Raw genomic sequence first — 23,536 nt, forward strand, 5'->3', positions numbered from 1 at the left:
CACCGACCCACCCGAACGTGGCGCCGGTCACCCCGAAACCCCTGTGAGCCCCCGCACACCGTCGACCCAGCGTCACCACCACCCGACCGTCCGCCGAACGACCGGACCACCCGCCCGGCCCGGGCTGTGGCCGCCGCCACACGGGCGTTCGGATCGCCCGGTCGGGCGCTTCCACCGTGCGGACCCGGCTGCCATGGTGGTGGCTTCCGGACCGGGCGAGGGCAGGAGACCGAAGGTGACCACCACGACCACCACGATCACCGCCGTACCGACGGTCGACCAGGCGGTGTCCCGGATGGCGGAGCTGCGGGCCGCGCTGCCCGCGGCGGACGGCGTCGCGGTCTTCAACGCGATGTACCTGACGGTCACCCGGCTGGTCCGGGACCGGTTGGGGGACGGCTGGTTCGAGGACCCGGCGGCGATGGCGGTGCTGGACGGTGTCTTCGCCGCGCGCTACCTGGCGGCCGTGGACGCGGCCGCCGCAGGGGTCCGGCCGGCCGCGTGCTGGCGGCCGCTGTTCGAGTTGCGCGGGCACCCGGGCATCCATCCGCTCCAGTTCGCGCTGGCGGGGATGAACGCGCACATCGAGCACGACCTGCCGCTGGCCGTCCTGGACACCTGTCGGCTGCTCGGCCGGGAACCGGCGCAGCTGTCCGCCGACTACGAGCGGATCAACACCCTGCTGGCCCAGGTGGAGACGCAGGTGCGGGAGGGGCTGCTGCCCCCGTCCGCGGAGCTGCCGGCGGCCGGTCCGCTGCTGCACGTGGTGGGGGTGTGGAGCATCGACCGGGCCCGGGACGCGGCCTGGGCGAGCGTGCTGGGGCTGTGGGAGCTGCGGGAGGCCCCGGCCGTCCTGCGGGCCGTGTCGTCGGCGCTGTCGGGGTCGGTCGGGATGGTCGGCCGGGCCCTGCTGACCCCGCTGGACCGGGGCCGTACGACGGATCCCGGCTGTCCGGCCTCGCCGAACTGAGGTCTCACCGGGTCGAGGTCTCACCGAACCGAGGCCAGGCCGACGTCTCGCCGGGCGAGACCGTGGCCACGACGCGGGCCGGCCCTCCGCCGTGGCGGAGGGCCGGCCCGTGGTGCGGCGACGGTGGGGCGGTTACGCCCAGCTGGAGTGCAGCGGCTTGCCCTCGGCGTAGCCGGCCGCGCTCTGCACGCCGACGACGGCCTTCTCGTGGAACTCCTCCAGGCTGTTGGCGCCCGCGTAGGTGCAGGAGCTGCGGACGCCCGCGACGATCGAGTCGATCAGGTCCTCGACGCCCGGGCGGGCCGGGTCGAGGAACATCCGGGAGGTGGAGATGCCCTCCTCGAAGAGGCTCTTGCGGGCCCGGTCGTACGCCGACTCCTCGGAGGTCCGGTTGCGCACCGCGCGGGCGGAGGCCATGCCGAAGCTCTCCTTGTACTGGCGGCCGTCGGCGGTGGTCTGGAGGTCCCCGGGCGACTCGTAGGTACCGGCGAACCAGGACCCGATCATCACGTTGGAGGCGCCGGCGGCGAGCGCCATCGCGACGTCGCGCGGGTGGCGGACGCCGCCGTCGGCCCAGACGTGCTTGCCGAGCCGGCGGGCCTCGGCGGCGCACTCCAGGACGGCGGAGAACTGCGGGCGGCCGACGCCGGTCATCATCCGGGTGGTGCACATGGCGCCGGGGCCGACGCCGACCTTGAGGATGTCCGCGCCGGCCTCGACCAGGTCGCGCACGCCGACGGCGGAGACCACGTTGCCGGCCACGATCGGGATCTGCGGGTCCAGGCCGCGGACGGCGCGCAGCGCGCTGATCATCGACTCCTGGTGGCCGTGCGCGGTGTCCACCACGAGCACGTCGGCGCCGGCCTCGATCAGGGCCTTGGCCTTGCTGGCCACGTCGCCGTTGATGCCGACGGTGGCGGCGATCCGCAGCTTGCCGTCCGCGTCGGTGGCGGGGGTGTAGAGGGTGGCGCGCAGGGCGTTCTTGCGGGTCAGGATGCCGACCAGGCGGCCGCCGGCGTCGACGACGGGGGCGAGCTTGAGGTGTGCGCCGTTGAGCTTCTCGAACGCCGCGCGGGGCTCGATGCCCTCCTGGAGCAGCAGCGGGTCGCGGGACATCACCTCGGAGAGGCTGGTGAAGCGGTCGACGCCCTGGCAGTCGGAGTCGGTGACCACGCCGACGGGCCGGCCGTCCTCGACCACCACGAGCGCGTTGTGTGCGCGCTTGGGCAGCAGCGACAGGGCGTCCGCGACGGTGTCGCCGGGGCTGAGGGTGAGCGCGGTGTCGTGGACGAGGTGGCGCTGCTTCACCCAGCCGATGACGTCGGCGATGACGTCGGTCGGGATGTCCTGCGGGATGGCGACCAGGCCGCCGCGGCGGGCCACGGTCTCGGCCATCCGGCGGCCGGCGATGGCGGTCATGTTGGCCACCACCAGCGGGACGGTGGTGCCGGTGCCGTCGTTGGAGGACAGGTCCACGGCCTGCCGGGAGCCCACGGCGGAGCGGCTGGGGACCATGAAGACGTCGTCGTACGTGAGGTCGTACGCGGGCTTGAGGTCGTTCAGGAAGCGCATGAATGGGGGCTCTCTGGCTGGGGAAACGTACACCTCGGGCGCGGTTGCGGCTCGGCCGCTGGGCGCTCTCGGGCGCCCCGCACCCAACGTTCAATACTCACTGATACCCGGGCCCAAAGCCAGTTCACGCACAATCCTTGAAGATCGACACAACCCGTGCCGCCTCCCCGGACATGATCTTCGGAGGATCCTCCAAACGGAGCTCAGTCGGCGGTCACCCGGAGGTTGGCCAGCACGGTCCGGCCGTCGTCGGAGGTGGCGACGATCCGGCCGGTGCGGTGCCACAGGGTGAGGCCGCCGCCGTGCTGCCGGACGCCGGCCCCCGCCGGGTCGGCCGCCGGGACGAGCACCGAGCACCGGGGGGTCGGGTCGGCGCCCACCCCGGCGTCCAGCCGGACCGAACCGGCCGCCCCCGGGACGGCCAGGACGTGGCAGTCGCCGTCGGTCAGCACCGTCGGATCCGGCACCTCGCCGAGCGCCCGCCGGGCGGTCGGCTGCTCGCCGGACCACTCGATCGAGGTGCCGGCCTCCACCGTCGCGGGGAGGACCGTGATCACCGGCCCGGAGCCGAGCAGCCCGGCGGGCGGGCGGTCCGCGTCCAGTTGGTGCCGGGACCGCAGGTCCCAGCCGGGCAGGTCCCAGCGCCAGCGCTCCAACCGGGTGCCGGCCGCCACCAGGACGGTGCAGCCGGACGCCGTCCGGGCGATCCGGCCGACCGGCCGCTCGTCCGGGCCGAGTTCGCGGTGGACCACGGTCGGCCGGTCGGCCAGGGTGTCCAGGACGGCGATCCCGTCCTCGTCCTCGACGATCAGCAGCCGGCCGTCGAAGGACCCGGCGACCTGCCGGACCCGCAGCGCCGTCCAGCGCCGCACAGCCCGGGTGGCCAGGTCGAGCCGGGAGATCTCGCAGACCTCGCCGTAGCGGGCCACCAGCAGGACGACCCCGCCGTGGTCGGCCGGCACCAGCCGGTCCGCGGGGACGTCCCAGCGGGCCCTGGTCCGGCCGTCCGGCGCGAGCAGGCGAACGCCGGCCTGGCCGCAGGCGACCAGGACCGACCCGGAGCCGAGCAGCACCGCGTCCCGGACCGGCAGCGTGCCGGGCCGGTCGGCCGCGGTGACCTCCAACGGTCCGGCCGCGGTCGGCCGGGGCGCCCGCGGGGCCGGCAGGTCGGCGGCGGCCGACGGGTCGGCGCGCCGGAGCAGGCCCGCGTGCAGGCCGCGCCCGGTGCGCTCGTCGACCGACGGGCCGAGGCCGCCGTCCCGGACGGCGGCGCGGGCCGCGGCGGTGGCCAGCCGGCGGTCGGTGGCGGGGTCCGCACACGGGAGGGCCGCGAGGGCGGCGGTCAGCTGCTGCCGCTCGGCCCGGTGCCGGGCGTCGGCGCCGGCCAGCACGGTCAGCGCCAGGTCGGTGGTGGCCGGCCCGGCCCCGAGGGCCAGCAGGCGGGCCAGCGCCCGGGCGCGGGTCGGCCCGGCGAGGGCCACCGCGGACCGCAGGTCCCGCGCGACGGCGCCGCGCAGTGATTCCTCGGGCCAGGCGGCCTCGGCAGCTCCGAGCGGGTCGCCGGCCTCCCGGCAGGACTGCGCCCAGGCCTCGCGCAGTTCGCGGGCGGCCGCCCGGTCCTGCTGGGCCAGCCGGTCGACCGCGTCCGCGAAGACGCCCCGGGCGCGGGCGATCCGCAGCGCCCGGGACCGGTCGCCCGCCAGCCACCAGAGCCTCACCTGGAGGCCCGCCTCCAGGTCGCGGCCCTCGGCGAGTTCCGCCGCCTGCGCGGTGCGGCCGTGCCGTTCGAGCAGCGCCACGGCCTCCGCGGCGGCGTGCAGCAGATCGGCCAGGACGAAGGCGGCCTCCTCGGCCCGCCCCTCGCGTTCGAGCGCCTCCGCGGCCCGCCGGTAGAGCGCGCTCAGGTGCTGGTGCACGCCGGGGGCGGAGAGCGGCGAGGCCGCCGCCCCGCCCGGCCGGGCCGACGGGGTCGGGCGCAGGGCCCCGGTGCGGCGCTCCGGCAGGCCGAGGCCGAGCCGGACGCCCTCGGCGGCGGAGCCCCGCGTCAGTTGGACGGCGTCGCGCAGCGCGTCCTCCCAGCGGCGCTGCTCGAAGGCCCGGGTCAGTTCGTCCAGGTACCGGGCGTGGCGGCCGCGGACCAGCGCGGCGAGCGGGCTGCTCATCGTCAACCGGGCGAGCAGCCCGCCCAGTCGGGGGCGCCGGCTACGGGCGGGCCGGGGCCGGGCGGGGGCGGGCCGGGCGGGGGCGCCGGCGGTTCCCGGCGGGGGGCCGGAGGGCGCGGCGGCACCGTCCGTGGTGCGGGGGCCCGAGACGGCGGCCAGGACGCACGCGAGCACCACGAGCAGGACGGCGGGCAGGCCGATCGTCCCGACCGCCCCAGGGCGCAGCACCGTCAGGACGGACAGCACGGCCAGCAGGGCCGCGATCGCGAGCAGGCAGCCCGTGGTGGCGGCGCCACCACGGCGGCCCCGGCGGGCTTCGGCGCGCGTACGGGGTCCGTCGGTGGCGGCGGGCTCGATCTGCCGGCGGGCCCGTTCGGAGGGCGGGCCGATCCCGGCCGCCGCGCGCAGGTCGGGTGCCGCCGCGGCGGGCCGGCCGTCGGCCACCGGTTCGGGCCGGACGGGCGCGGTCAGCGGGGCCAGCCGGCGCACCGTCAGGCCGGTGAGGTCCAGCCAGTCGGCCGGGGTCAGGGCGGGCAGGGCGGCGATCCGGTGGCGGTGCAGCGTCCCGCCGCGCGGCAGGACGAGTTCGCCGTCCCCGGCCCGGGCGTCCTCGGCGCCGACCGCGACCAGCGCGCCGCCGACCGCGCGCACCGGGAGGCCCGGTGCCCGTTCGGGGCGCGTCTCCACGGCGTCCGGCAGGTGCAACAGCCAGCATCCGTCGGGGAGTTCGGCGATGCGGGCGCCGTCCTGCCAGAGTTCGAGGACCCGCTCGACGGCCTGGTCCCGGCCGATCACCGGGAGGTCCAGGACGAAGCCGGCGGCGGTGACGCCGGTACGGAAGACCCCGGCGGTGGTGGGGCTCATCGCTCGCTCCTGAGCACACGGTGGATCCGCCCGGTGAAGGCGTCGCCCACGAGGATCCGGCCCGGCTGCGGCTCGGCGGCGATCAGCGGCAGGGTGGGATGGACGGCGGGGGCCGGGCCCTCGCCGGAGAAGCGGTTGAGGGTCCGGACGCCGTTCACCGTCAGGCTGCGCACCAGCGCGTCGGAGCGGGTGCGGGTGATCAGCGCCGTCGTGGCGCCGTCGTCCACCATGCCGAGCAGCTCGGCCTCGGCCCGGAAGCCGATCCGGACCCGGGGGCGGTGGAGCGGCTGGACCTCCCACTGCCGGCCGTCCTGCGACCAGGCGACGGCGCCGTTGCCGTGCAACCGGTGCGCGGCGGCGGCCGCCTCGGGCGGCAACCGGCCGCCGAACAGGCGCAGTTCGCGGGCCCAGACGAAGGCCGGGCCGCCGGGTGCGGTGGCGCCGGGAGGGGCGACCGGGCCGTCGTCGACGGCCGTACCGTCCCGGGCGATCCGCCACCAGCGGCCGGCCAGCGGGGCGAGCAGGGCGTCGCCGTCGAGCAGCAGCGGCAGGACGGGCGATCGGCGGAGCTCGGCGAGCAGCGCGTCGTCGAGGCCGATCAGGCCGCGGTCGGCCGGTGTGCGCTCCCCGCCCGGCAGCGGGCGGCCGATCACGCAGGTGGCCAGCCGGTCGCCCCGGACGACCAGGGTGACCAGCCGGCGCCCGATCCGGGCCGCCGCGACGACCGCGCCCGGCAGGTCGTGGCGTCGCTCGCGGGCGGTCTCCCGCCCGGAGCTGCCGGAGACGTCGACGGCGTACAGGCGACGCTCCCCGGCGCCCCGGACCAGCAGCGTCCGGCCGGGGCCGGTGAAGGCGGGCAGGCCGAGCCCGTCGGCGACCGGCGGCGGCTCGGCGCCGGGCACCGCCCGGTGGAACTCCGCGCCGCGCAGCGCACGGACGGCGATCGCCGGTGCGGGCAGCGGGAGTTCGGCGGTGCCGCCACCGAGCGAGAGGGTGACGTGGGTGGCGCCGTGGGCGTCCCACCGGGTGGTCTCGCTGGTCAGCACCCGGCGGCGGGCGGTCAGTTCGCCGGCCAGCGCGGGCGAGGCGAGCAGCCAGGCCCGGTCGGCCGCGTCCAGCTCGGCCTCCGCCGTCCGCACGGTGTCCGGGCCGGGGTCGGTGGCGCTGCGGGCGGCCAGCCAGCGCGGCAGCAGGTCCGGGAGGTCGCCGGTGAGCCACTGTCCGGCCGGTGAGCCGAGGATCCGGACGGCCAGCTCCGCGCCCCGGGCGGCGGCCCGGCGGTGCAGGACGATCAGGGCGGCGAGCTGCACCAGACGCCCGGCGCCCGCCTGGGCGGGGCCGGTGTCGGCCAGGACGACCACCCGTCCGCGCGCCGCCGGCGTGCGGAACTCGGGTGCAGTGTAGAGGAGTTCACCGTCCGCCAGGCGGCGGAGGAACTCCTCGGGGAACTCCTCGGCAAGCAGCCACTCGGAGGGCGTCAGTTGGTCGGGCCGTCCGGTGCGGGCGAGGCCGCCGTAGCCGTCCAGGTCGCCTTCGGCGGCGGTGAACGGCTCGCGTTCGCCGATCAGGGCGTCGATCCGGCGGACCATCGGACCGAGCGCGGCGGCGAGGACCGGGGTGAGCGCGGACAGACTGTCGGACCAGGGCGCGAGGGCGGCGGGGAGCAGGGGCGCGGCGGGCAGGCGGTCGGCGGTGGACGGGCCTGCGCTGGACGAGCCGGCGGTGGACGGGCCTGCGCTGGACGGGCCGGCGGGTGCGTCCTGTCCGTACGGCGTCGGAGAGTTCACGACGGCTCGCCGCCGTTCGCGAGCCGGGCGAGCGCGGCCGGATCGGGCGGGCCCGCGGGCAGGTCCGCCACCAGGGCGAGGCCGGGCACCAGGACCAGCAGCAGGCCGTCCCCGGGGGCGAGCGCCTGCCGCCACAGGGCCGGCGACGGCGAGGGGCGGAAGGTGGTCGGGACCAGCACGCCGCCGTCCCGGCCGAGGTAGCGGACGCCGTCGGTCCACGGCAGGTCGGCACCGGCGCCGAGCACCACCAGTGACCGGTCGTCGGCGACGGCACGCAACGCGGCGCCGCCGGCCAGCCGTTCGGCGGTGGCGCGGGCGAGGTCCGGCACCGCGGGGCCGACGGCGAGCACGGCGTCGGCGGGCAGCGGGGGTTCCCGGCGGTGCCACCGCAGCGCGGCGGCCGGCGGCGCGGTCATGCGGGCCGGACCGCGGCGACGAGTCCCGCGCGCATGGCGGCCAGCGGCGCGGGCAGGTCGGCGGGGTCGAAGCCGGCGTCGATCTCGCGCAGCGTGGCCTCCAACCGGAGGCGGTCGTCGCGGGCCCCGGGCGTGGTGCCGAGTTCGGCGAGCAGGGCGGCGGCGGTCCGGGCGAGCCGCTCGGCGCGGGCCTGCGCGCCCCGGGACAGCTCCTCCGCGGCGTGCACCAGGCTGGTGTTGGCCGACTTCCCGACCAGGTCGGCCAGGGTGTCGCGGGCCAGTGCCTGGGTGTCGGCGGTGGGGGCGATCAGCGGCAGGACCCACAGGTCGCGGGCGCTCGCCGCGGTACGGCCGTCGAGCACGGCGGCCGCGGCGACCAGGCGCTGGGAACGGACGGCTCGGCGGTCGCTGACCGGCACGCCGGCGCCGCGCAGCCGGCGCAGGGCGGCGGCCAGCAGCGGCGTGACGTCCGCGAGGTCGCAGGCACGGGCGGCGGCGGCCAGCCGGTCGAGGGCGCCCAGCAGGTCCGCGGGGGCCGGCGGGGCGGACGCGGGGCGGCGGCCGGCCTCCAGCAGTTCCTCCAGGCGGGCGTCCGGGACGGGTTCGACGAACAGGCGGGCGAGGAAGCGGTCGGCGAAGGCGGCCAGCGCGGGGTCCTCGGGGAGGTGGTTGGCGGCGCCGACGCAGACCCGCAGCGGGCTGGGCAGCCGTCCCGCCGCGCCGGAAGACCCGCTCGTTCAGCAGGCCCAGCAGGGTGTTGAGGACGGCGGTCGAGCCGAGGAACACCTCGTCCAGGAAGGCGATCTCGGCCTCGGGCAGCATGCCTCCGGTCCGGTACTCGACCCGGCCGTCGCGCAGCCGGTGCAGGTCGACCGGGCCGAAGAGCTCGTTGGGCTCGGTGAACCGGCCCAGCAGGTACTCGAAGTAGCGTCCGCCCAGCCGGCCGGCGACCGAGCGGACCGCCGCCGACTTGGCCGTCCCGGGCGGGCCGACCACCAGCAGGTGTTCACCGGCGACCGCGCACAGGGTGACGACCTCGGCCAGCACCTCGCGGTCCACCATGCCTTCACCGGCGGCGGCCGCGGCCGCGCCGATGGTCTTCGCGTCGGCCGCCAGGGCCGTGCTGAGCTCCGTCACGGCACCGGAGTCTAGATCGCGGTTCACGGCCGCGACCAGCGAGTTTGGGCCGGGCCCGGACGCCCGCGACCGGGAACGCCCGCGGGCCGCGCGACGGGAGGTCGCGCGGCCCGGGAGGGGACGACGGGGGATCCCGGGTGTGGCTCCCGGGATCGTACGGGGTCTAGTAACCGCGCCAGCACGAGCCGTAGCAGCGCGCCTGGGCGACCTGGTCCATGCTGCCGTACACGTGGTTGCAGTAGCGGGCGCTGGCGATCAGGTTGTCGACCGGGTTGGTGATCTCGGTGTGGCCGGCCAGCGCGTACGCCTTGAAGGTCGGCTTGATCATCTGGGTCAGGCCGATCGACGGGATGCCGGCCTTGGCGTTGGAGTCCCAGCCGTTGACGGCCTTCGGGTTGCCCGAGGACTCGGACATCGCGGTGGCCCGCATCGCCTTGGCGGACGGGACGCGGTCACCGTGCGCGGCCAGCACGTCACGGGCCTCCTGGATCCAGCCGTCCAGGTTGTTGGCGTAGCCCGGCTGGGCCGGGGCGGGGGCCGGCGCAGGGGCCGGGGCGGGGGCCGGGGCCGGCGCGGGGGCCGGGGCCGGGGCCGGGGCGGGGGCGGGCGCCTCGGCGGGGGCCGGGGCGGGGGCCGCCTCGGCGGGAGCGACAGGGGCCGCGGCGGGAGCCTCGGCAGCGGGGGCCGCGGCGGCCGGCGCGGCAGCGGCGGCGGGCCGGGCGGCGGGCTCGTCGGCGAACGCCTGGCTCGCCGGAACAGCAAGGCCGACGACCACGGCACCGGTCAGGCCGGCCGCGATGAAGCAGTCCGGCAGGCGGGGGTGGTCCATACGGATCTTCGAGATTCGGAGTCGGCCCTGGCTGATCGCACGCACGCTGAAGCACCTCTTGGATAGCGGGGGTCGCACCACGTCCCGGGACAGCCGGGAGCCCGTGACGAGCACGGCGGCACCGCCCACCTGGCGGCCGAGGTACGGCGGCGGGAACGGACCCGCCGACTGCGCAGCGGGGCCTCGTACGGCCCTGCCACCGACCCGCTCTACGCCAAGGTCGACTGCGCTGGTCGCGCCCTGCGGACCTGTCCGGCCCGGGGCGCTCCCTCGATGTTGCGCGACCCCCACCCCCGGGGCAACCGCCCCGAGGGGGGTCCGGAGCGGCCGGACGCGGCGGGTCCGGCCGGGTCAACCAGGCTGCGCCGTCGGCGCGGTGACGACCCGTCGGGCCACGTGCGGGCCACCGGGGGCGGCTCCCCCGTGGGGAAGCTCACAGATTGAGCAGAAAGTGCCCCACAATGACTGAAATGTCCGAATCGAGAGGCACCCTCCGTCCGACCCAACACCCCACGGGGAGTACCGGGTTGACGCCCGCAAGGCCGCCCCCGGCAGCCCGCCGTCCGAAACCCCGTCACATCCCCCGGACGTGACCCCCGTCTCGCCCCGGGGCGCCCGCCCGTGACCCCGGTCACCGCCGGCCGCGGCCACCGACCCGCCGCGACCACCGCCCCGCCGCGGCCCGGGCTCAGCGGATGGCGGCCACCAGCGAGTCCCCCACCGAGCGCCAGATCACACCCGCCTCCCGGAAGCCCGCCTCCACCAGGCGCGCGCAGTGCCAGCCGGCGGGCCGTGACTGCGGATCCTCGTGCGAGCCGTGCACGAGGGCGCGCGCGGCCACCTGCTCGGCCAGCGCGGGGTCGGCTGCGGCCGCGGCCCACCACCGGGCCCAGTCCAGGACGCCCTGCGCCCGCTCGCGCTGCTGCCGGAGGCGTTGGAAGGCCTCGTCGGCGGTGTTGAGCAGGGGGGTGCCGGGCTCGGGGGTGTGGTCGGCATTGAGGAAGACACCGCCGGGGCGCAGCAGCCCGGCCACGTCCCGGTAGATCCGGGTGAGGTCGTCGGCGGGCAGCCAGTGCAGTGCGGTCGCGGTGAGCACGGCGTCGTACGGGCCGGGCGGGAGCCGGTCGGGCCAGTCCCGGTCGCGGAGGTCGGCGGCCACCAGGGTGAGGCGGGGTTCGGCAGCGAAGTGGCCGCGGGCGATGGTGAGGAGCACCGGGTCGATGTCGACGCCGACGCTGACGGCCCCGGGCAGGCGGGCCAGCAGGCGTTCGCTGATGCTGCCGGTGCCGCAGGCGAGGTCGAGCACCCGGGGGCCACGGCCGGCGTGCGCCTCGACCGTGTCGAGCATCACCCGGAAGCGCTCCTCGCGGTCGGGCAGGTACCACTCCTGTTGCCGGTCCCAGCTGCGCTGCCAGTCGTCCCAGTGCTTGCCGTCCATGGGGACACCCCTCCGAGGCAATAGCTGCATGGCCACTGCGGCCATTACCGATCATAGGAGCGCCCAGGTAATCCCCGCAAGGCCATTCCAACCATTACCGACGAGCGGTTTTTCGCCCCCTCCGCGGCCGCTCCCGTAGAGTTCGCCCGGAGCATCGGCGAAGCGGACAGGAACAACAGCGGTCATGACGGCGGGCGCGGACACCCAGAACGCAGAAGAGATCGAGTACGGCCCGGGCATCGCGCCGGAGCGGCTGGAGCTCTGCCTCAGCGTGCTCGCCGAGCTCGACGAGCTGGACGTCGACCACCCGGACGCGATCACCGTCCGCAAGGCCGTCGGCGGCGTCTTCCGGACGCTCAAGCAGCGCCGCCGCCAGGAGATGCGGGCCCGCAAGACCGCCAACGACCGCGAGGTCACCTCCCGCACCGCCACCGGCGCCCCCGGCCGGATCGACGACGAGACGGCGGGCGTCTTCGGCCTCAGCACCGAGACCACCACCGAGATCGCCGGGATACTCGAACGCCCGCGCTCCTGCTACACCTGCAAGCAGCGGTACGTCGAGGTGGACGCCTTCTACCACCAGCTCTGCCGCAACTGCGCCGCACTCAACCACGGCCGCCGCAACGCCCGGGCCGACCTGACCGGCAAGCGCGCGCTGCTCACCGGCGGCCGGGCCAAGATCGGCATGTACATCGCGCTGCTGCTGCTGCGCGACGGCGCGCACACCACCATCACCACGCGGTTCCCCAACGACGCGATCCGCCGCTTCATGGCGATGCCGGACAGCCCGGAGTGGATCCACCGCCTCAAGATCATCGGCATCGACCTGCGCGACCCGGCGCAGGTCATGGCGCTCGCCGACGAGGTCGCCGCCGACGGCCCGCTGGACATCCTGATCAACAACGCCGCGCAGACCGTCCGGCGCTCCCCCGAGGCCTACCGCGAGCTGCTGGCCGCCGAGTCCGCGCCGCTGCCGGCCGGCGAGCTGCCCCCGGCCACCGTGATCGGCCGGTTCGGCAGCGGCGGCGTCGACCTGCCCGCGCTGCCCGGCCAGGCCACCACCGGCAGCGAGCGGATCGCGGCCGAGGAGGTCACCGCCCTCGCCCTGGTCACCGGCTCCGCGACGCCCGAGCGGATCGCGGCCGGCACCGCCATCGACGCCGGCGGGCTCGTCCCCGACCTCGCGCCGACCAACAGCTGGGTCCAGACCGTCAGCGAGGTCGGCCCGGTCGAGCTGCTCGAAGTCCAACTCTGCAACTCCACCGCGCCGTTCATCCTGATCAGCCGGCTCCGCCCGGCCATGGCCGCCTCCACCGCCCGCCGCAAGTACGTGGTGAACGTGTCCGCGATGGAGGGCGTCTTCAACCGCGGCTACAAGGGCGCCGGCCACCCCCACACCAACATGGCCAAGGCCGCGCTGAACATGCTCACCCGCACCAGCGCCGAGGAGATGCTGCAGAGCGACGGCATCCTGATGACCAGTGTGGACACCGGCTGGATCACCGACGAGCGCCCGCACCCCGACAAGATGCGGCTCGCCGAGGAGGGCTTCCACGCCCCGCTCGACCTGGTCGACGGCGCCGCCCGGGTCTACGACCCCATCGTCCGCGGCGAGTTGGGCGAGGACCTGTACGGCTGCTTCCTCAAGGACTACTCCAAGGCCCCCTGGTAGGAGACGGCTTCCGATGGCGGCAGCACCGATGCTCGGGGCCGGCGTGATCGTCCCCACCACCGACGGCCGGGTCCTGCTCGGCCGTCGGACCACCGCCGGCGAGGCACCGACCTGGAGCCTGCCCGGCGGCAAGGTCGACCAGCCCGGCGAGTCCTTCGAGCAGGCCGCCGCACGGGAGTTGGCGGAGGAGACCGGCATCCTGCTGCCCGCCTCGTCGATGCGGGTGCTGGCCGTCCTGCTGGACCACCGGGACGGCCGGGCCCGGCTCACCGCCGCCGTCCTCGCCCCGCCCAGCGACGCGCCGGCCCTGGTCACCGAACCGCACGCGTGCGCCGGCTGGGAACGCTTCCCGGTGGACGCGCTGCCCGCGCCGATGTTCTACCCCTCCGCCCTGGTCCTGGCCAGCTGGCTGCCCGCGCTCGCCGACCCCGCCGGCACGGCCTTCCGCTACCCCCTGGGGCCCACCCCCGGGTGAGCGCCGGGCCCGCCCGAACGACCGGCCGCGCCGGGGAGATCCGAGCCGGGCCGCACCGGGCCGATCCGGGCGACAGCGGGCGGCGGAACCGGCAGGATGGCCCGGTGACCACGGTGACCATCAGTGACGAAGACCGCCGGATCCTCGGGCTGTGGGCCGCCGCCCGCGCCGAGCGAGTGCTGCCGCTGTTCGAGACGGAGGCCCCCGACGACCCCCGCCCCCGCGAGGCGCTGGCGGCCCTGCGGCTCTTCACCACGACCGGACGGCGGACCGCGCAGCTGCGCTCCGCGGCCTGGGCCGCCCACCGGGCCGCCCGCGAGGTCGGGGATCCCGCCGCCGCGGCCGCCGCCCGCGCCGCCTGCTACGCGGCGGCGGCGCCCTTCATCCACGCACTGGCCTCGCCCCACCAGGCGAAGCACATCCACGACCCGGCCGTCCACGCGGCGTTGGCCCGGGAGCTCTCGGCGGGCGACGACCACGGCGTCGGCGACGAGGAGCTCGGCCGGGCGATCGCCGACGCGCCCCCGGCGGTCCGCGCCCTGCTCCGGCAACTACCGGAGCGCCGGCCCGGTCGCAGCCGCTCGGACGTGCTCCGCCACCGGCTGGACACGGCTCTGCGCGGCTGACCGTACGGCGCGGCCCGGCGGACACCACCCCCGGCCGTCAGCCGTGCCGTTCGGCGATCGCCTGCCACACCCTGTCGCGCAGCAGCGGAACCTCGGTGAAGCGCACCCCGGTGGCGTCCCGCAGGGCGTTGGCGAAGGCGGGGGCGACCGGGTTGAAGGGGCTCTCGCTCATCGACTTGGCGCCGAGCGGGCCGATGGCGTCGGAGGTCTCCATGAAGTGCACCTCGGTGCGCGGCACGTCGGCGTAGGCGGGCAGCCGGTAGCGGCGGAAGGCCGCCGTGGTGACCTGACCGGCGTCGTCGACCAGGACCTGTTCGAACAGGGTCGCGCCGAGCGCCTGGGCGACCCCGCCCTCGACCTGGCCGCGGCACTGCAGCGGGTTCATCACCCGGCCGGCGTCGGCCGCGTGGACGCTGCGCAGGATCCGCATCTCCCCGGTGTCCGGGTCGACGGCGATCCGGAACCACTGGGCGTTGAAGGCCACCGAGCGCGGCGAGCCGCCCCAGTGCCCGTCACCGGACAGGACGACACCCCGGCCGCGGGCCGCCTCGAAGAGCTCCTTGAGGGCGACCACCCGGCCGGCGCACTCCACCGCGTCCGCCGCCAGCCGGCACCGGCCGGGCGGCGTACGGGCGTACTCGGCGGCGAAGGACAGGAGTTGTTCGGCGAGGGCCTCGGCGGCCCTCAACACGGCCTTGCCCGCGACGACCGTGCCGGCCGAGCCGAAGGCACCCGTGTCGTGCCGGACGACGTCGGTGTCGGACTGCCGGACGGCGATCCGGTCGACGGTGGTGCCCAGGGCCCCGGCCGCGATCTGCCGGTGCACGGTGGTGGTGCCGTTGCCGAACTCGGCGGTGCCGACGGCGATGTCGTAGCCGCCGTCCTCCAGCAGCTTGACGGTGGCGTCGGCGAAATGCCCGCCGGGCGGGCCGGTGGCGATCATCGACATGGCGGTGCCCTGCCCGACCAGCCAGCCCGGCGGGGCGTCCTCGGCGCTGCGGTCCCCGGCGAGTGCCTCGCGGACCACCTGGAGGCACTGGTCGAGGCCGTAGCTGGCGATGTGCAGGTCCTCCTCCTCGCCGCCGGGGCTGATCATGGGCTCGCCGGGGCCGATGATGTTGCGCTCGCGCAGCACCAGCGGGTCGATGCCGAGCCGGCGGGCCAGCTCGTCCATCGCCGACTCCACCGCGAAGGTCACCTGTCCGAGCCCGTAGCCGCGGAACGCCCCGGCCGGCACGCAGTTGGTGTAGACGGAGTAGGCGTCGACCTTCTTGTGCGGCGCCCGGTACACCGCCATCGACTCGCCGACGCTGTGGAACATCACCGCGGGGCCGTGGTTGCCGTACGCGCCGGTGTTGGCGACGACCCGCAGCTGGAGCGCGGTGAGGGTGCCGTCACGGCGCGCCCCCGCCTTGATCCGGATGGTGAACGGGTGCCGGGTGGTGGCGCCGTAGAACTGCTCGGGCCGGGTGAACTCCAGCTTCACCGGGCGCTTCAGCCGCAGCGCGGCGAGCACCACGACGTCCTCGACGAGCATCTCCTGCTTGCCGCCGAACCGGCCGCCGACCCGGCCCGCCACCACCCGGACGTACTCGGGCGGCAGGTCGTACAGCGCGCACAGCGCACGGCGGGTCAGGAACGGGACCTGGGTGCTGGAGCGGACCACGATCCGCTCCCGGGCCACACCGTCCTCACCGGGCCGGTCCTCGAACCAGGCCACCGCGCCGTGCGTCTCCAGGCTCGCGTGCTGCACCCGCTGGGTGCGGAAGGTCTCCTCGTAGACGACGTCGGCCCCGGCGAAACCCTCCTCGACGCTGCCGATCTCGCCGTGCACCTCGCCGCAGACGTTGTGCTCCGGGCGCGCGATCCGCGACTCGGGGCCCTTGCGGTGGATCACCGGCGCACCGGGCGCCATCGCGAGCTCCGGGTCGACGACGAACGGCAGCACCTCGTACTCGACCACGATCCGGCGGCAGCCCTCCTCCGCCGCCCCCTCGCTGTCCGCGACCACGGCCGCGACCCGCTGACCGGCGAACCGGACGACGACGTCCAGCACCCGGGTGTCGTCCGGGTCCTCGGTGGGATGTTCGTGCCGGGCCGAGGAGAACAGCCGCTCCGGGGCGTCGTGGTGGGTCAGGACCAGGTGCACTCCGGGCACCCGCAGCGCGGCCGAGGTGTCGATGGAGACGATCCTGGCGTGCGGGTGCGGGGATCGCAGCAGCTTCATGTGCAGCAGCCCCGGCACCTCGACGTCGAAGGTGTAGCGGGCGGTCCCGGTGACCACCTGCGGCCCGGCCGGCGCACCCGGGCTGCGGCCGACCGCCTGCCCGGCGCAGGGCTCCTCGACGTGCTTGACGCCGCGGACGGCGTCCTCGATCGCCCGGTAGCCGGTGCAGCGGCACAGGTTGCCCTTCAGCGACCGCGGCAGGTCGGTCAGCTGTCGGCGTCCAGGGCCGAGGCGGTCATCAGGAGGCCGGCCGTGCAGAACCCGCACTGGAAGCCCTGGGCGTCGAGGAACCGCTGCTGGACGGGGTGGAGTTCGCCGCCGCGCCCGGCCAGCCCCTCGACGGTGGTCACCGAGCGGCCCTCGGCCCGCACCGCCGGGTAGAGGCAGCTGTGCACAGGCTCGCCGTCGACCTGGACGGTGCACGCGCCGCAGTCCCCCGCGTCGCAGCCCTTCTTGACGCCGAACCAGCCGCGCTCGCGCAGGTAGGTGCGCAGGCACTGGCCCGCGCGGGGCTCCTGGTCGAAGTCCTGGTCGTTCACCCGGATCGAGTAGCTCATCGGCCGTCCTCCTCGGTCAGTTCCCGGCGGATCTCCTCGGCGTAGCGGAACGTCATGTGCCGTCGCCAGGCCGGCAGTCCGTGGATGTCGTCGACGTACTCGCCGGGCTCGATCCCGTACTCGACCGCCTCGCGCACCGCCGCCGCGTTCGGCGGCACCGGGAAGGCCAGCCGGATCGGCCGCACGGTGGAGGCCGAAACGGTGATCACCACGGTCCCGTCGACCGGGTCGAGGGTGCCGATCACGAGCACGCCCGAACGCCCCAGTCCGTACAGCGACGCCTGCCGGAAGGCCGTCCTGGCCCGCAGGGAGCGGGCGGGCAGGGTCACCGAGCGCAGCAGCTCACCGGGGTGCAGCACGTTGCGGCCGGCACCGGTGACGAACCGCTCCACGGGGACCTCGCGCAGCGCGCCGGTCTGCGCCCGCAGCAGGCAGACCCCGTCGAGCCCGGCGGCCAGCGAGATCATCGGCCCGGCCGGCAGCGAGTTGCACAGGTTGCCGCCGAAGGTGGCCATGTTCCAGATCTTCCACGAGGCCAGGAACGCCCGGCAGCACTGCTCGAAGAGCGGCGCGGCCGTCCAGTGTTGCGGCTTCGGGAAGCGCGACAGCGCGGCGACGGTGCAGGTCGCGGCGATCTCCAGGTCACCGGCGGCGGTCACCTCCAGCGGCTCCCAGCCCGTCCGGCTCAGGTCGATCAGCCGGCGCAGGTGCGGCTGCGGCTCGGAGAACAGGTAGGTCCCGCCCCCGAGCCAGGCGTCGCCCGGCCGCCAGGTGTCGCGACGGCGACCGTCGCGCACCTCCAGCACCGTGTTCAGATCCACGTCGATCCACCGTCCTCGCCCGCTCGATACGGCGATTGAAGCAACGCCCGACCTGCGGGGACGAGTGGTGCCGCGCACCGCGGGCCCGGGTGCGGACTGGACGATCGACCAGGAGGACCGGCGGCGTGCGCCGGGCCCCTCGGTTCAGGCCCGGGGCCGGCCGCTCGGCAGCCAGCGGGGTGCGGTGGCGGCCAGGACGAGCGCGAGGAGGGACGCCGTGGCCAGCCAGGCCGCGCCCACCCCGGCCAGCCCGTGGCGCGGCATCAGCACCAGGACGAGGGCCAGGAGCAGTGCGGCGAAGGCCAGTTGAAGACCGGTCAGGAAGGTCAGCGCCTGGCGGACGCGGGCGACGTGGACGGCCACACCGAACAGCACGTTGGGCACGGCGGACAGCGCCATCAGCCGCAGGACGGTGGTGCCGTGCTCGGCGTAGTCGGCACCGAACAGGCGCAGGATCCACGGCGCCGCGACGACCGTGACCGCCGCGGCGGGGGTGATGAGGGCGGCGGTGTGCCACAGCATCCGGCGGGCGTGCTCGGCGAGCCGCTCGGGTTCGGCCGCGCCCTCCACGGTGAGGGACTGCCCCATGCTGTACGCGGCCTGGTACAGGGTGTCGGTGACCAGGTACGCGAGCGAGTAGTAGGCGGTCTGCTCGGCGCCGAGCCGGGCGAGGACCAGCAGCGGCAGGGACTTGGAGACGGCGACCTGGCCGAGCTGTCCGACGTAGTCCGCGGCCGCGTACCGGGCCATCGCCCGCGGCCGCCCGCGGTCCGGGGCACCGCCGCCACTGTGGCGGGCGGCGGGCAGGGCACGGGCGAACAGCACGGCGTTCGCGAGCGCGACCGCGAGCGCCAGGCCGGCCGCCCAGGACAGCAGGATGCCGGCGGCGACCGCCAGCGCCGCGCACAGGGCCAGGCCGAGCGCCTTCGCCACGGCGAACACGAGGTTCTCGGCCAGCACCCAGCCCGGCCGGCGCAGCCCCGTCAGCGCACCGTCCTGGAGGACGAAGACCGCGTACCCCGCCGTCGCGACGACGAACAGCACCGCCGACAACGGCTCGCGCAGGTCGGTGAGCCCGGGCGAGATCCGGTCGGCGAGCAGCACGAACCCGACCGCCACGGCGGCGCTGGTCCCGGCCGCGACGCCGTAGCAGCGCATCACCAGCCACCGGCCGCGCACACCCGCGGTCGGCAGGAACCGCACCAGGACGTCACCCAGGTTCAGCGATCCGAGGGTGGCCAGCAGCATCGCCGCGGACAGCAACGCGTAGCTGCGGCCGACCGCGGCGGCGGTGAACCACCTGGCCGCCAGCAGCCAGAACAGGGCGCCCAGCCCGGCGGCCAGCACCGCGCTCGCCGCCAGGATCCGCCCGTTGCGCAGCAGCACGGACCCGCCCGGCACCCGGCCGGCGGCCTGCAGCCGCTCCCGCAACTGGACGAGCGGCCCGCCGCCGCCCGTCACGCGGAGCCCCGGTTCCCGGCCGACGGCCGGACCGGGCACACGGTGCGGCACTGGAGGCCGGAGGCAGCGGGGCACGGGAGCGCAGGCATGCAATGAACCGTGCCAGACCCACCGCCCGGCATCCCGGAGCACACGCGGACACGGCGGTGGGACGCTCTACGGCCCCGGACCGGGCAGGCCTAGCCGTCCAGGAACGGCAGGGTGGCGCGGCCGGTCCCCAACGCGGCGTCGAGGGCGAGGAGTACCCCGGCCGAGCCGGTGCCGAGGTCGTTGGAGCGGCGCAGCGAGTACTCGCCGAGGAACTCGGTGTGGGGCCCGGTGCGGACGGCGTGCCAGTCGAAGGCCGCCACGTGCCGGTGCAGGGCTTCGGTGTCGTCCGCGGTGCCGCGGTGCAGCTGCCGCAGGGCCAGGACGACGCCGGCCCGGCCGGTGAACAGCCCGGCTCGCGGGTGGAACTCCGTGGTCAGGGCGGTGCGGCTGCGTTCCAGGGCGCGGGTGAGGCGGGGGTCGGGGGTGGCCAGCCGAGGCAGCAGCCGGGCGGCGACCAGGGCCGGGCCCGCGCTGCCGATCCCCAGGTACGGCACCGGGCGCCGTGCTCCGGACGGCTCGCCGACACCGGCACCGACACCGGCTTCGGTGAGGCCGAGGTCGGCGAAGTCCTGGCGCAGGGCGTCGGCGGCGGCCGGCAGCAGGGTGCGGTCGCCGGTCTCCTCGGCGAGGCGCAGCAGGAAGAGCGCCGTGCCCGAGCGTCCGTGCAGCAGTCCGGGCCGTGGTGCTCCGGTGGGGCCGCCGGCCCGCTGGTCGGCGAGGGCCCGGGCGTGGGCGAGCAGGTCCTGGTCGCCGGTGCACCGGGCGAGGTGCAGCAGGGTCAGCCCGATGCCGGCGCGTCCGGCGTACAGGCTGTGGTCGAGCCGTTCCGGCTCGGCGGTGACCACGCGTTCGAGGATGTCGCGGGCCCGGTCGGTGCGGCCGAGCCGGTGCAGGGCGAAGGCGATGCCGGTGAGGCCGTCGTAGAAGCCGGGGCGTGGGTCCACCAGGGCGTCCACGGCGTCGTCCAGCCAGCGGATGTGCTCGTCGGGGACGTCGGCTCCGGTTTCGGCCAGGGCCCACAGCACCCCGGCCGCACCGTGGGCGAAGGTCGCTCCGCCGCCCGGGGCGGTGAACTGCTCGACGTCCCCGGGGAACAGGCGGTCGGTGCGGTCGGGGGTGGCGCTGGCCAGGATGCCGCCGGCGACGGCCGCCCGCAGGGCGGGCCAGGTCGCCGCCGAGGGGGTCGGCGGCTGCAGGCGGGCCGGGCGGCTGCGGCCGGGCGCCACCGGTCGGTTCTCCGGCTCGGTGGCGAGGTCACGGCGCACCTGCCGCTCGAAGTCGGCGGGGACGGGGAAGCGGGCCGCGACGAGGGTGAGCAGCTGGTCCAGCTTCTGCGGTGCGTGGTCGAGCACGGCGGTGATCGGGGCGAACAGGGCCATCCGCAGGCAGCCCAGGGCGTAGCGGTCCAGCGCCGTGCCGCGGTAGTGGTTGGGGGCGCGGAAGCCGGGGACGCCGATGACCTGGGGTGCGGCGGCCGTGACCGGGGTGGCGGTCTCCAGGTCGATGAAGGCGACGGTGCCGTCGGGCCGGACGAGGACGTTCCCGGGGTGCAGGTCGCCGAAGACGACGCCGCGCTCGTGCATGGCGTCGATGGTCCGCTCGGTCTGCCGGAGGATGTCGAGCGCCCAGTCGGTGTACCGGCGTGCGCTCCGGTCGTCGAGGGTGCCGGTCACCCAGGGGTTGGCGGTGCCGCCGCCGCGGCTCAGTGCCGTCCCGTCGACGAGTTCCCGCGTGAGGTAGTAGTGCTCGTGGCCCTTGCGGTAGTCGATGAGCTCCGGGACGGCCGGGATGCCGGCCAGCATCCGCAGGGCCCAGCGCTCCTGTTCCAGGCGGGCGACCGCGTCCCTGCCCCGGCCGTCCAGGCCGGCCAGCGGCCGGGCCTCCTTGACCAGGACGGTGCGGCCGGTCGCCCGTTCCGTCGCCTCGTAGACGCCGCCGCCGTTGGAGAAGTGCAGGGCTCTGCGGACGATGAAGGGCAGGGCGCGGCCGGTGCCGGCGCTGCGGGCGGCGACGGCCTCGTCGAGGCATTCCGGGAGGGTCACCCAGGCGGGCGGGTGGAAGCCGGGGCCGCGCCGGTCGGGCACGGGGCGGCCGTCCGGGTCCTCGATGCAGGGGATCCGGCGGCCGTGCGCGTCGGTGACGGTGCGCAGGACGAAACCGCCGTAGCGCACGTACAGCGGGCCGTTGCGCCAGCGCAGGTCGCTGAGGATGTAAGGCCCCGGCTCGCCGTCGAGCAGGTCGCCGAGTTCGGTGAGGACGGTGCCGAACTGCCGTTCGTCGAGCGGGTAGACGGTGACGAACTTGCCGCTGCTGCCACGGTCGCCGTACTTGCTGTTGCGGTCGGTGAGGACGTGCGGGCTGCGGATGAACTTGTACGGGATCCGCCGGGCCTCGCAGTAGGCGCGGACGGTCGCCAGGAGCGGCTCGGCCCGGTCCGGCACCGTCGAGACGTGGATCTTCCACCCCTGGGACGGGAGCCGGCAGTCGCGGGGGGCGTGGAAGGACCAGTGCGGGTTGAGTTGCCGGGTCCAGCCGTCGGGAAGCGGCTCGCGGGCGGCCGGGTAGTCGGCCGCCGTCCGGTCCTGCGACGGGAGGTCGTAGTACGGGCTGTCCGGTTGGCAGTGCTGGACGTAGGGCAGGAACACCGTGTGCTTCCAGGGTCGGGCCGGGTGGCCGGGGCGGGGGGCGGCTCAGCGAAGGCAGGGAGCCAGGTAGGTGTCGTACAGCCAGCGGGCCAGCGGGCGTCGTCCGAGCGTGAGCCGGGCGTTGCCGGTCCGCTCGGCCGGCGGCCGGGTGGTGGTGAGCGGGTAGCCGGCGGCGGGCAGCGTCAGGCTGGTGCCGGTCATGGGGACGAACGCGGAGAGCGGCGCCGTGGTGGCGGTGGCGCGGCCGGATCCGATGACGGCCTCGCCCGTCGTGGTGCGTCCCACCAGCCCGGCCCGGTAGAGCTGGACGGCCGTTCCCGGGTGGACGGCGGACGGGTCGACCGAGGACGGCAGGAGCAGTTCCACCCGGCCGCCGTCGCGCACGGTGTAGCCGCCGGCGACGGTGCACGGGACACGGACGAACAGCAGGGCGCAGACCGCGGCGGCGGTGAGCGCGGTGGCCGACAGGGCGATCCGCCACCGGGGGGCGCCGGCCGTACGGGCCTCGGCGGCCGTACGCACCGCACCGCGGAGCAGGAGCCAGGTCAGGTAGCCCGCCGCGCACACCATCAGGACCGCCCCGGGCGTGCCGGTCCGCTGGAGCAACGCGGTGAAGTTGCCCAGCGCGGGGACCACGATGAACAACGGGGCGGCCATGCAGGCGAGGCCGAACGGGACGGCCCAGCGCAGCCGTGGCAGCTCCGGGCGGTAGCGGCCGCCGTAGAGCAGCCGGGCGATCCGGTGGCGGGCGTCGGCCATCGCCAGGTCGCGCAGGTGCGGGACGTCCAGGTGGCTCATCAGCGCCAGGTAGCCGTCCAGCCGGACCACCGGCAGCAGGTTGAGCGTCCCGGCGAAGTAGCCCGCGGCGGCGAACAGCAGCAGCCCGTCCTGCCAGCGGCCCGGCGGCGGTGCGAGCGCGGCCAGCGCCGCGGAGCCGGCGATCACCCACTGGGTGGCGATGCCGGCCAGGGCGACCCGCACGCGCTGCTCGTTGCGGGACAGCCGCCAGCCGTCGGAGACGTCGCAGAAGAAGGCCGGCGAGAGGTAGAACAGCATCACGCCCATCCGGCTCGGCCGGCCGCCGTAGTAGGCGAGGACGGCCGCGTGGGCGAGCTCGTGCAGTGCGCTGGCGAGGAGCATGGCGCCCAGCACGCCGGCGTACACGCTCGGCGGCAGCGGCCGTCCGAGCACCCCGGCCAGTTCGGGGCCGAGCGCCGCCAGCGCCGCGAGACCCCCGGCGGCGAGGAGCGCGCCGACGGCGCCCCAGCGCTTCAGCCCGAGCAGGGCCATCGCGGGAAGGACGCCCGACAGCAGCCGCCGCGGGTGGACAACGGTCAGCTGGACGGTCAGCGGCGGTACGACCTTGAGCCGGGGAGCACGCCGGGGCGCGCCGCGGCCGGTGTCGGCACCGCCGTGGAACACCTTGGCCACGACCAGTCTGCGCACGGCGGTGTCCACCGCCGCGGCGGACCAGCGGGGGCCGAGGAGGGCCGCCAGTTCGCGGTGCCCCCGGGTGCCGTCGGCGGCCCCCGCCAGCTTCGCCAGGTCGGCCCCCACCCGCAGGTACTGCTCGCCGCGTCGGATGATCCAGGGTGCGTCCGCACTGATCGGCGGATGGACGACGACGTCGTCGGCGAGGCGGGGACGGCTGATGTGCTCGCCGTCCGTTCCGCTCCCCTCCTGCGGGGCAGGGGCCGTGTGGCTGGTCAAGGTCTCTCCCTCACGTCGCTCCGGCCCGGGTCGCGACCGGGGACGGGCCGTGACCGGGAAGGAGAGCGGGTGCCGGG

At 76.1% G+C, this 23,536-nt stretch carries 15 protein-coding genes and 3 pseudogenes; 4 read left to right on the plus strand and 14 right to left on the minus strand.

Going from position 1 to position 23,536, the window contains the following annotated elements; translation table 11 throughout:
• The first annotated feature begins 235 nt into the window (after positions 1–235).
• The gene (locus tag ACIOFR_RS33780; RefSeq protein WP_401003234.1) at positions 236–970 is read left to right on the plus strand and encodes a DUF5995 family protein; all 735 of its coding nucleotides are present in this window, start codon (positions 236–238) and stop codon (positions 968–970) included.
• Between the two features lie 132 nt (positions 971–1,102).
• Here the strand turns inward: ACIOFR_RS33780 and ACIOFR_RS33785 are convergent, their stop codons facing one another.
• From ACIOFR_RS33785 to ACIOFR_RS33825, 9 genes and pseudogenes are all read right to left on the minus strand, one after another.
• Positions 1,103–2,542, minus strand: coding sequence for a GuaB1 family IMP dehydrogenase-related protein (locus ACIOFR_RS33785; RefSeq protein WP_401003236.1), 1,440 nt, complete (start codon positions 2,540–2,542; stop codon positions 1,103–1,105).
• A 203-nt stretch (positions 2,543–2,745) separates the two neighbouring features.
• Positions 2,746–5,568: a bpX6 domain-containing protein gene (locus tag ACIOFR_RS33790; protein WP_401003238.1), complete on the minus strand. Its 2,823-nt coding sequence runs from the start codon at positions 5,566–5,568 to the stop codon at positions 2,746–2,748.
• A complete protein-coding gene (locus tag ACIOFR_RS33795; RefSeq protein ID WP_401003240.1) occupies positions 5,565–7,355 on the minus strand; it encodes a hypothetical protein in 1,791 nt (596 codons plus the stop codon). The genes ACIOFR_RS33790 and ACIOFR_RS33795 overlap by 4 nt, the downstream gene beginning before the upstream one ends.
• Positions 7,352–7,771 (minus strand): hypothetical protein, encoded by a 420-nt coding sequence (locus tag ACIOFR_RS33800; RefSeq protein WP_401003313.1) that lies wholly within the window; start codon positions 7,769–7,771, stop codon positions 7,352–7,354. Before ACIOFR_RS33800 ends, ACIOFR_RS33795 begins: the two co-directional genes overlap by 4 nt.
• Positions 7,768–8,190, minus strand: a complete 423-nt coding sequence (locus ACIOFR_RS33805) for a hypothetical protein (RefSeq protein WP_401003242.1) — start codon at positions 8,188–8,190, stop codon at positions 7,768–7,770. The genes ACIOFR_RS33800 and ACIOFR_RS33805 overlap by 4 nt, the downstream gene beginning before the upstream one ends.
• A gap of 186 nt (positions 8,191–8,376) precedes the next feature.
• Positions 8,377–8,478, minus strand: a pseudogene (locus ACIOFR_RS33810) (hypothetical protein); the annotation flags it as partial.
• A 49-nt stretch (positions 8,479–8,527) separates the two neighbouring features.
• Positions 8,528–8,833, minus strand: a pseudogene (locus ACIOFR_RS33815) (AAA family ATPase); the annotation flags it as partial.
• A gap of 238 nt (positions 8,834–9,071) precedes the next feature.
• Entirely contained in the window at positions 9,072–9,737 is a 666-nt protein-coding gene (locus ACIOFR_RS33820) for a transglycosylase SLT domain-containing protein (protein WP_401003244.1), read from the minus strand.
• Positions 9,738–10,425: 688 nt separating this feature from the next.
• A complete protein-coding gene (locus tag ACIOFR_RS33825) occupies positions 10,426–11,175 on the minus strand; it encodes a class I SAM-dependent methyltransferase (protein ID WP_401003246.1) in 750 nt (249 codons plus the stop codon).
• Between the two features lie 184 nt (positions 11,176–11,359).
• On the opposite strand from ACIOFR_RS33825, the gene ACIOFR_RS33830 reads away from it, so the two are divergent.
• The 3 genes from ACIOFR_RS33830 to ACIOFR_RS33840 all read left to right on the plus strand — a co-directional run bounded on the left by ACIOFR_RS33830 (position 11,360) and on the right by ACIOFR_RS33840 (position 13,948).
• Positions 11,360–12,847 carry an SDR family NAD(P)-dependent oxidoreductase gene (locus tag ACIOFR_RS33830; protein ID WP_401003248.1) on the plus strand — a complete coding sequence of 496 codons (1,488 nt, stop codon included), beginning with the start codon at positions 11,360–11,362 and terminating at the stop codon, positions 12,845–12,847.
• A gap of 13 nt (positions 12,848–12,860) precedes the next feature.
• Positions 12,861–13,322 (plus strand): NUDIX hydrolase, encoded by a 462-nt coding sequence (locus ACIOFR_RS33835; RefSeq protein ID WP_401003250.1) that lies wholly within the window; start codon positions 12,861–12,863, stop codon positions 13,320–13,322.
• A 104-nt stretch (positions 13,323–13,426) separates the two neighbouring features.
• The gene (locus tag ACIOFR_RS33840) at positions 13,427–13,948 is read left to right on the plus strand and encodes a putative immunity protein (RefSeq protein WP_401003251.1); all 522 of its coding nucleotides are present in this window, start codon (positions 13,427–13,429) and stop codon (positions 13,946–13,948) included.
• Between the two features lie 37 nt (positions 13,949–13,985).
• Here ACIOFR_RS33840 and ACIOFR_RS33845 read toward each other — a convergent pair.
• The 5 genes and pseudogenes from ACIOFR_RS33845 to mpaP form a co-directional block, all read right to left on the minus strand.
• A pseudogene (locus tag ACIOFR_RS33845) lies at positions 13,986–16,732 on the minus strand (molybdopterin-dependent oxidoreductase).
• Positions 16,729–17,553, minus strand: coding sequence for an FAD binding domain-containing protein (locus tag ACIOFR_RS33850; RefSeq protein ID WP_401003253.1), 825 nt, complete (start codon positions 17,551–17,553; stop codon positions 16,729–16,731). Before ACIOFR_RS33850 ends, ACIOFR_RS33845 begins: the two are co-directional and overlap by 4 nt.
• 144 nt (positions 17,554–17,697) lie before the next feature.
• Positions 17,698–19,014, minus strand: a complete 1,317-nt coding sequence (locus ACIOFR_RS33855) for a lipopolysaccharide biosynthesis protein (RefSeq protein WP_401003255.1) — start codon at positions 19,012–19,014, stop codon at positions 17,698–17,700.
• A gap of 179 nt (positions 19,015–19,193) precedes the next feature.
• A complete protein-coding gene (gene lanKC / locus ACIOFR_RS33860; RefSeq protein ID WP_401003257.1) occupies positions 19,194–21,749 on the minus strand; it encodes a class III lanthionine synthetase LanKC in 2,556 nt (851 codons plus the stop codon).
• Between the two features lie 45 nt (positions 21,750–21,794).
• Positions 21,795–23,459, minus strand: coding sequence for a daptide biosynthesis intramembrane metalloprotease (gene mpaP, locus ACIOFR_RS33865; protein ID WP_401003259.1), 1,665 nt, complete (start codon positions 23,457–23,459; stop codon positions 21,795–21,797).
• Between the last annotated feature and the right edge of the window lie 77 nt (positions 23,460–23,536).

It is taken from the genome of Kitasatospora sp. NPDC088346, from assembly GCF_044740765.1.
GTDB lineage: Bacteria > Actinomycetota > Actinomycetes > Streptomycetales > Streptomycetaceae > Kitasatospora.